At 63.8% G+C, this 7,330-nt stretch carries 5 protein-coding genes; 1 reads left to right on the forward strand and 4 read right to left on the reverse strand.

Features of this window, described 5'->3' with window-relative positions; genetic code table 11:
* Positions 1-192 precede the first annotated feature (192 nt).
* Both LQT98_RS03180 and dnaE read right to left on the reverse strand, forming a co-directional pair.
* Positions 193-636: a GNAT family N-acetyltransferase gene (locus tag LQT98_RS03180; protein WP_231461097.1), complete on the reverse strand. Its 444-nt coding sequence runs from the start codon at positions 634-636 to the stop codon at positions 193-195.
* Positions 637-760: 124 nt separating this feature from the next.
* Positions 761-4,210: a DNA polymerase III subunit alpha gene (dnaE, locus tag LQT98_RS03185; protein ID WP_048408254.1), complete on the reverse strand. Its 3,450-nt coding sequence runs from the start codon at positions 4,208-4,210 to the stop codon at positions 761-763.
* Positions 4,211-4,321: 111 nt separating this feature from the next.
* Here dnaE and LQT98_RS03190 point away from each other — a divergent pair, with 111 nt between their 5' ends.
* Complete coding sequence (locus LQT98_RS03190) at positions 4,322-4,930, forward strand: flavin reductase family protein (protein WP_048408253.1); 609 nt, start codon at positions 4,322-4,324, stop codon at positions 4,928-4,930.
* Here LQT98_RS03190 and LQT98_RS03195 read toward each other — a convergent pair.
* Together LQT98_RS03195 and LQT98_RS03200 are read right to left on the reverse strand one after the other, a co-directional pair.
* The gene (locus tag LQT98_RS03195; protein ID WP_231461098.1) at positions 4,905-5,831 is read right to left on the reverse strand and encodes a VirK/YbjX family protein; all 927 of its coding nucleotides are present in this window, start codon (positions 5,829-5,831) and stop codon (positions 4,905-4,907) included. The two genes, LQT98_RS03190 and LQT98_RS03195, sit on opposite strands and share 26 nt — an antisense overlap.
* Before the next feature lie 120 nt (positions 5,832-5,951).
* Positions 5,952-7,330, reverse strand: a 1,379-nt coding sequence (locus tag LQT98_RS03200) for a hypothetical protein (RefSeq protein WP_231461099.1), incomplete at its 5' end; no start/stop codon positions are given.

Genomic DNA, 7,330 nt, shown 5'->3' on the forward strand with positions numbered 1-7,330 from the left:
GCGCGGTGGAAACGCCGACACGGAAGCCTCCCCTCGGGGAGGCTTTGTTGCGTTTGGGCATTGGACATGCCGGCAATAAAAAAGCGCCGCGAGCGGCGCTTGATCGTGAAGTTTAGAGTCTGTTTACGCTCCCGCGAGCAAGAGCGAGACAAGGCGAAAACGGTTGAAGCAACGTAGACTTTGAACAGGTTCTTAGAAATCCACGCGCATGAGCAAGCGTGGTTCGTCCTTGCCGAAGTAGTGCGGCTGATGCTCGATGATGGTGAAGCCCAGTTGCTGGTACAGCCGAACCGCGGGGTTGTCGGGGTGCACGGTCAGTTTCGCATGGCTGGCCTGGCGCGCCCGCAGCGCTTGCAGCAGCGTCTGCAGCAATTGCTTGCCGGTGCCCTGGCCGCGGCAATGTAGGTGTACCGCCAGAGACATGATCCAGAACTCGCCTTGCCCGCTGCCCGGCGCGCCAATGATGTAGCCGCCCAATTCGCCGTCTTGCGCGCCTGGCGCGACCAAGAACAGGTCTGGCCACAGATCGTGGGCCTGACGGAAGAAGAAGTCGGGGTAGATGTGCTGGCCGAATACCGCCTGCTCGATCTGGAAGACCGGGGCGAGGTCCGGGAGTTGCGCCGGGCGTGCCGTCATCGTGAAAACATCCTTGTCCATGAGTGCTGTGGAGCGGGCAAGCCTACTGCAATGTCCGGCGCTTGCAAAGCGCGGGCGTAAAAAAGCCGCGCGGGCGCGCGGCTATTGAACGGCTCAGGGTGGCTTACCACATGACCTTCACCTTGTCTGAGCCCAGCCAATCCTGCAAGGACAGCAGCAGGCCGTCGTCCAGCCGCACGCCCCAGGGCGGCGGCAGCATCAGGTCGCCGCTGGCGGCGCCGTTATTGTAGTGGATGCGTACCGGGCAGCCGGCATCCTCGCTACGGAACGGGTGCAACTGGGCCTTGAGCTTGCTGACATCGACCTTGCCGGCCAATTGCAGCGACAAGCTGCGCGCGTAGCGGCTGCGCGCCTCGCCCAGCTCGTAGACCTTGTCGGCGATGATGCGCAGGCCACCGGAGAAGTTGTCTTCGCTGACCTTGCCTTCTATCACCAGCACCACGTCGTCCTTCAGCCGGCTGCGGTTGGCTTCGAAGCTTTCCGCGAACAGGCTGACTTCCAGTTTGGTGCTGCCGTCGTCCAGTTGCACGAAGGCCATCTTGCCGCGGTTGCCCACCTTGACGCGGATGCCGGTGACGAAGCCGGCCAACAGCTGCGGCTCCTTGCGCGGGCTGAGCCGCGATAGCGGCGTCTTGATGAAACCGCGGATTTCCTTGGCGTAGGCGGCGAAAGGGTGGCCGGACAGGTAGAAACCGATGGCCAGCTTTTCCTCCGCCAGCTTGACCGCATCGTTCCAGGGCTTGATCTCCACCATTTCCACGCTGGGGGCGACGTCGTCGCCGAACATGTCGAACAGGCCGCCCTGGTTGGCATTGGCGTGTTCCTGTTCGGCGGCGTCCATCGCCAGGCCGACATTGCCGAACAGTTTGGCCCGGTTCGGCTCGATGCTGTCGAAAGCGCCGGCGCGGATCAGCGCTTCGATCACGCGTTTGTTGACGATTTTCTTGTCGGTGCGGCGGCAGAAATCGAACAGGTCCTTGAACGGGCCGGATTCGGCGCGCACCGCGACGATGTGATCGACAGCGGCCTCGCCGGTGCCCTTGATCGCGCCCAGCGCGTAGCGAATGTGCTTGCGGTCCACGGGCACGAAGCGGTAGTAGCTCTGGTTGACGTCTGGGGGCAGGAAGATCAGCTTGTTCTTGCTGTCCACGCTGTCGTCGTAGAACACCTTGAGCTGGTCGGTGTTGTCCAATTCCGAGGACATGGTGGCCGCCATGAAGGCCGCGGTGTGATGAGCCTTGAGCCAGGCGGTCTGGTAGGACACCACCGCGTAAGCGGCGGTGTGCGATTTGTTGAAGCCGTACTCGGCGAACTTGGCCATCAGGTCGAACAGCATCTCGGCCAACTTGGGATCGTAGCCCTTGGTCGCCGCGCCCTGGGCGATCTTGCCGCGGTGCTCGGCCATTTCCTCCGGCTTTTTCTTACCCATCGCGCGGCGCAGCATGTCGGCGCCGCCCAGAGTGTAGCCGCCTATGATCTGCGAGATCTGCATCACCTGTTCCTGGTAGACGATCACGCCATAGGTCGGGTCCAGGCAGGCCTGCAGGTCTGGGTGGTAGTAGTCGACCTCTTGCTTGCCGGCCTTGCGCAGGATGAAGTCGTCCACCATGCCGGAGCCGAGCGGGCCCGGACGGTACAGGGCCAGCACAGCGATGATGTCTTCGAAACGGTCGGGCTTCAGTTTTTCCAGCAGCCGTTTCATGCCGTCCGATTCAAGCTGGAACACCGCGGTGGTATTGGCTTGCTGCAGCACCTTGTAGGCGGCTTGATCGGTGAACTCGAGCAGATTCAGGTCGGTGTCGAAGGCGGGGTCCAGGTCTTTGATGTAGCGCACCGCCAGTTCGATAATGGTCAGGTTGCGCAGGCCCAGGAAGTCGAACTTCACCAGGCCGACTTTTTCCACATCGTCCTTGTCCAGCATCGACACCGGCACCGCGCCGTCGGCGCTGGCTTGATACATCGGGCAGAAGTCGGTGATCTTGCCCGGCGCGATCAACACGCCGCCGGCGTGCATGCCGATGTTGCGGGTCAGGCCTTCCAGCTTCTTGGCCAGTTCCCACAGCTCGCGCAGTTCTTCCTCGTTTTCCAGGCGTTCGCGCAGCACCGGTTCCATTTCCACCGCGTCGTCCAGCGAGTACTGCTTGCCGGGCGCGGCCGGAATCAGCTTGGAGACGCCGTCGCAGAACATATAGGGCAGGTCCAGCACCCGGCCGACGTCGCGCACCACCGCCTTGGCCGCCATGGTGCCGAAGGTGGCGATCTGCGATACCGCCTCGGCGCCGTATTTCTGGCGCACGTATTCGATCACGCGGTAACGATTGTCCTGGCAGAAGTCGATGTCGAAGTCGGGCATCGATACCCGCTCGGGGTTGAGGAAGCGCTCGAACAGCAGCGCATAGGCCAGCGGGTCGATGTCGGTGATGCCTATGCTGTAAGCCACCAGCGAGCCGGCGCCGGAGCCGCGGCCGGGGCCCACCGGGCAGCCATTGTTCTTGGCCCAGTTGATGAAGTCGGCCACGATCAGGAAGTAGCCAGGGAAGCCCATCTGGACGATGGTGTCGCACTCGATCTTCAGGCGCTCGTCGTAGCGAGGGCGCTCTTGTGCGCGGACTTCCGGGTCCGGGTAGAGCTTCTCCAGCCTCTCCTCCAGGCCTTGCTCGGACAGGTGGATCAGGTAGTCGTCCAGCGTCATGCCATCCGGGGTGGGGAATTGCGGCAGATAGTTCTTGCCCAGCTGCACGCTGATATTACAGCGGCGGGCGATTTCCACCGAGTTTTCCAGCGCTTCGGGAATGTCGGCGAAGCGCTCCAGCATTTGCTCGGTGGACAGGAAGTATTGGTTCTCCTCGAAACTGCGCGGCCGGCGCTTGTCGCCCAGGGTGAAGCCTTCGGCGATGCAGACTCGAGCTTCATGGGCCTTGAAATCGTCCGGGTCCATGAACTGGATGGGATGAGTGGCCACCACCGGCAGGCTGGTTTCGCCGGCCAGCCATAGCGAGGCCTGCAGGGCGTGCTCCACTTGCGGATTGTCCAGGCGTTGCAGCTCCAGGTAGAAGCTGTCGGGGAAGCAGCGCTCCCAGTATTCGGCTCGCCTGCGAGCCTCATCGCGCTGCCCTTGCAGCAGCGCCTGGCCGACATCGCCCAGATGGGCGCCGGACAGGCAGATCAGGCCGCTGTTGTCGCCGTTTTCCAGCCAGGCGCGCTTGATTTCGGCGCGGCCGCGGTACTGGTTGTGGGTGTAGGCATCGGCCAGCAGTTCGCACAAGCGTCCATAGCCTTGGCGGTTCTTCACCGTCAGCATCATGCGATATGGCTTGTCGCGGTCATCCTCGTTTTCCAGCCAGATGTCGCAGGAAACGATGGGCTTGATGCCCTTGTCCCGGCAGCCCTTGTAGAACTTGACCATGCCGAAGATGTTCATCAGATCGGACATGCCCACCGCCGGCATCTTGTCCTGTATGGCGCGCTTGATGGCGTCATCCAGGCGCACGATGCCGTCGGTGATGGAGAATTCCGAATGAAGGCGCAGATGGATAAAACGAGGTGAGTTCATCGCGCCATTTTACCCGTCGAGCCGCCGTGACACCATCGTCGGGTACTGCATTGCGGGCTGGTATTTTGCTGCTATGCAGCATTAGAATGATGGCATCAAGGAGGAAAGAAAATGGATTGCGATATCAGCGCCTTGCCGGCGGAGTCGGTGTATCCCTTACTGGTGGGCAGCGTGCAGCCGCGCCCCATCGCCTGGGTCAGTACCCAGGATTTGCACGGCGTGGCCAATCTGGCGCCATTTTCCTTCTTCACCGTCGCCAGCGTCAGCCCGCCGGTGTTGGCCTTGAGCATTCTGACGCCGGCCGCCGGCGGCGAAAAGGACACGCTGGCCAATATCCGCGCCACCGGCGAATTCGTGGTCAATGTGGTGTCGGAACGGCTGGCGGAAGCGATGAACGTCAGCTGCGGTCCGTATGCGGCGGAGGTGGACGAGTTCGATCTCGCCGGCGTCGGCAAGGCGCGCAGCCGCCAGGTGAAGGCGCCCGGCGTGGAGCTGGCGCCGCTGCGTTTCGAGTGCGTGCTCAGTCAGTGCCTGGCCTTGGGCCAGGGCGCCGGGGCCGGCAATCTGGTGCTGGGCGAAGTGCGCCACGTGCATGTGGCGGATGAGGCCTGGCGCGACGGCCGGCTGCATTCCGATGCGCTGGCCTTGGTGGGCAAGCTGGGCGGCGATGATTTCAGCCGCGCCGAACCGGCGTTCAGCCTGCGGCGGCCTGGCGCGTGAGCGCGTGGCGGCTCTGTGACGCCAGTTCATCCAGCAGCGCGTAGCGGCGTTGGTATTCCGCACGCTTCTTGCTGGCGATCTCGCTCAGCGGTTTGCGTGGCAGCTGCAGCGGCAGGCTGAAGAAGCGTTTGCAAGCGGTGGCTTGGGCGTCGAAGGTGTCCCAGAAGCTGTCGTAGTCGGCAAAGAAGTGACGGCGATAGCGCCAGGAGCTATAGATGTGCTGCCATTTGCTGACGGCCAGCACTTGCTTCGCGCCGATTTCCTGCGCCAGGGCGATCAAGGCTTCCACCGCCAGGCGCTTGGGAAACAAGCCGTGGCTTTGCTTGGTAAGTTGATGCACTGCGTCGGCGCCATGAGGTTTGCGTGGACCTTGCAGGCCGCCGATGATGATGGCGATGTCGTCGTGGCGGCGGGCGATGGTGAAGGTCAGCGTGGCGATGGCGACATCGTCGGCATTGCAGATTTGCAGCGACAGCTCACCCTCCTTGTCGAAGCTGTGCTGGTGGGTCAGCCGCACCTTGATCTCGGCATCGTTCTTGCCATTGAGCTCGGCCAGTATCAAGCCGGCGTCATCGAGCAGGCTGCGATAGGCGGCCGGTGAAATCCGTTCCGCCAGCGCTTGGTAATGGGTGCAGAGCGCGGCGAGTTTGCCGCCCTGGCTCAGCGAGCGGTAGAGATAGGGGCGGTGCAGCTTGCAGGCCAGCCGCGGGTTGGCCTGCAGATGTTGCCGCAGCGCGGGCTGTTGGCGCCAAGTGTCCAGCCAGCGCAGTGTCCACGGCAGCGTCAGCAAGCCGCGCAGCGCGAATTTGCAGCGATTCTTCCCTTCGTCGAAGCCGTCTTTGCGGGAAAAGCGCCCGCTGGCCAAGGACCAGAATAAATCCACCGCGTTCAGCGCCGACATACCATAACCTCAAACAAAAAAGGGTTAAGGCTACGTGATGCCGGGCCGCCAATTGTTAATGAATGTTGGGCAAATTGTGACTAAGTGTGACTATTTCGTGTGAAATCAAGTCAATTGGAATTATTTGCCGGGGGTCTGCAAGCGTTCCAGCGGCTGTTCCAGCCGGTAGAGGCGGAAGCGTTCCTTGACATCGCCCGGGCGCTGAAAACTCCGCAACGGTGTCAGCGTGGCGGCAAAGGCCGGTAGTTGGTCATGCAGGGTTTGCACCAGCAGCCACTGGCATTGGCCGGCTTGCGGGCTGCTTTCCAGCCGCAGCGTGTGGTAATCGGCGTAATAATCCAGCAGCGCGCGCTGTGGTTCGCCCAAGCCCATGCTGGCGACGCAGCCGCCTTGCGCGCGGATGTCGGCGAATACCGGGCGCAGCGGCGCGAAGGTCTCGCGGTAGCGCATGCCGTGGTCCAGCGCCGGCAGCCACAGCGTGGCCAGTCCGCCCCACAGCAGCACGATGGTCAGGCTCCAGCGCCAGGCGAAGCCGGGAGCGGTATTGGCCGGCAGCCGCCGCCATAGCCAGATCACGCCGCCGGCGATCAGGCCATAGGCCAGCCAGGTCCATGGATGCCAGCTTGGCTGCCAATCGGTGAATTTGCGATGCAGGATCACCTTGGCCCATTGCGTGGGTTCGCCGGTGGACAACACCCAGGCCACGGCCAGCAGCAACGCGCTCAGCGCCAGGCTCAGCAGCAAGGGCAGCAGTGACAGCGTGCTCCAGGCGCGGCCATGGCCGCCGGCCTGCAGACCGGTGACGGCCAGCAGCGCCAGGGGGAGCAATAGCGGCATTGCGTATAGTTCGCGGGCGTCGCCGGCGAGGGAGAGCACGCCCAGTGTCACCAGCCAGCACAGCGCCGGCGCCGCCGGCCAGGCGCGGGTCCATTGCCGGCGGCCGCGCCACAAGCCCCATAGCGCCAGCGGCAGCACCGGAATGCCGTACCACGGCAGGGTGCGGGCGTAGAACAGCTTGGGCGCTTTGGGGCCCAGGTGGGCGCTGCCGTTGAAGCGGCCGAAGTTATTGACCTGGAACCATAGCTGGAACAGCGCCGGGTCGCGTTGGTACAGCTTGAGCACCCACAGTGCGGGCAGCGGCAAGCCCACCAGCGCGGCGATCAGCAGTCCCTTCAGGTAGCCGCGGTTGCGGTAGTCCGGATGCAGCGGCAGCAACAAGGCGCTCAGGCCCAGGCAGCCGGGGCCGAGCAGGCCCTTGCTCAAGAAGGATACCGCGCCGCCCAGCCCCAGCAGCACTCCGCCGAGCACCGCGCGCCGGCGCAGCAGCACCATGCCGGCCAGGCCCCAGGCCATGCCGGCGAGCAGCGCGGTGTCGGTGATCATTTGGTGGGCGCGCATGGACAGGCCCAGACAGCCCAGCAGCAAGATGGCGCCCCAGGCCGCGGCGCGGCGGCCGTACAGCGCGCCGGCGGCGGTGGCGATGCCGCCTAGCGTCAGCG

Source organism: Chromobacterium aquaticum, from assembly GCF_021129195.1.
Taxonomy (GTDB): Bacteria; Pseudomonadota; Gammaproteobacteria; order Burkholderiales; family Chromobacteriaceae; genus Chromobacterium; species Chromobacterium aquaticum.